Source organism: Oleiphilus sp. HI0066, assembly GCF_001635725.1.
In genome coordinates this window covers 1-1,494 of record NZ_LWFH01000350.1, presented here as the reverse complement: position 1 = coordinate 1,494, position 1,494 = coordinate 1, and the positions used below count along the sequence as shown (strand labels likewise).

Genomic DNA, 1,494 nt, shown 5'->3' with positions numbered 1-1,494 from the left:
CGAAGTCCTCCCGACGCGCCCGCGTTCATCGTCCTGCATACCCGGATTACATAGTAGTAAAGCGTTTTAATGACGATGGAGAAGTCATCGGTGAGAGACGTTTCATCGGACTGTACACAGCACGCGTGTTTAACGAAGAAGTTTCTCGTATTCCATTTTTAAGAGAGAAAGCGAAAGAAGCTATCGATCTTTCAGGCTACAACGAGAAAGATCACAGCGGAAAAGAGTTCAGACAACTGTTAGAAACCTTTCCGCGCGACGAATTATTTCAGGTTTCGACCGAGCGTCTTACTAGTGCGTTGCAGGCTGCTTTGTATGCGCAAGAGCGTCGCAAGGTAGACGTGTATATGCGCGAAGATGCCTTTGGCAGCTTCGTGAGTGTTTTAGTATACGTACCTCGCGACTTGTTCAATACCGATCTCAGGTTAAAACTACAGAACATACTGGCCAAAGATTTGAACGCGGAAGACATTGACTTCAATACGCATCTTTCGGAATCTCCTCTTGCACGAACGCAGTTCAACGTAAAACTCAGCGAAACGCCACCATCTAAAGAAGTTTACGACTCCATTAGAAAGAAGATAATGAGCACAGTCGTTTCGTGGTTTGATGATTTGGAGGCTGCATTAAATGATCAATACGGCGAAGAAAAAGGCGTTCATTTAGCGAAGCAATACCGACAAGGGTTTAATGCCAGTTACCGCGAAGCGTTCACCGCACGGAGAGCATCTTTAGATCTGCAGCACAATCGATAAAATTATCGGCTCACCTGGTTTTGAAATGAGCTTTTATCGGGCGATGTCGTAACCTGCGTCGAAGTTTCATTGCAAACTGTTCTTTTCGGATACCCCCGTCACCTTATCAGAAGTTCTGCCCATATTTGAAAACATGGGCTTCAATGTCATTGGTGAAAGCCCGTTTATCGTTAAGAATGACGATGCAAACAGTGTCTGGATTCATGATTTCTTGTTGGAAAGTCAGGGCCAGACTGACGTAGAATTATCTGCAATTAGCGCGCAGTTTGAAGAATTATTTAAAGAAATATGGGCTCAACGCGCCGAAAACGACCGATTCAACAGGTTGCTTGCAAGCGCCTATCTAGATTGGCGCCAAATCGCTGTACTTAGAAGTTATGCACGGTATATGCGTCAAATTCGAGTCAGTAACTCTCAAGAGCTTATTTCATCCACTCTGATTGCAAATGGAGCGATTGTCAGGCTTTTACTTGAATTGTTTGATGTGAGGTTTAATCCGAAGGGTTTAAAAGTTGCTGAACGAGAAGAGCGAGGCGGTGAGTTAGAAAACCTCATCAACGACGCACTAGAATCAGTGCCAAACCTTACAGAAGATAAAATTTTAAGACTGTATCTGTCTTTGATTAAGGCAACCGTTAGGACCAATTTCTACCAAGCTGAACAAGGCGCAGCAAAGGCCTACCTATCATTTAAATTATTACCGCGCCTCATTCCTGATGTGCCACTGCCTGTACCGATG

1 protein-coding gene and 2 pseudogenes are annotated in these 1,494 nt (G+C 44.4%); all 3 read left to right on the top strand.

From position 1 onward, the window contains the following. Positions 1-755, top strand: a pseudogene (locus A3738_RS32320) (NAD-glutamate dehydrogenase domain-containing protein); the annotation flags it as partial. Positions 756-825: 70 nt separating this feature from the next. After that, positions 826-1,242 (top strand): annotated as a pseudogene (locus tag A3738_RS32550) (hypothetical protein); the annotation flags it as partial. Further along, positions 1,240-1,494: NAD-glutamate dehydrogenase domain-containing protein (locus A3738_RS32545; protein ID WP_369819769.1), on the top strand; the 255-nt coding region annotated here is incomplete at its 3' end. The pseudogene A3738_RS32550 and the gene A3738_RS32545, both read left to right, overlap by 3 nt.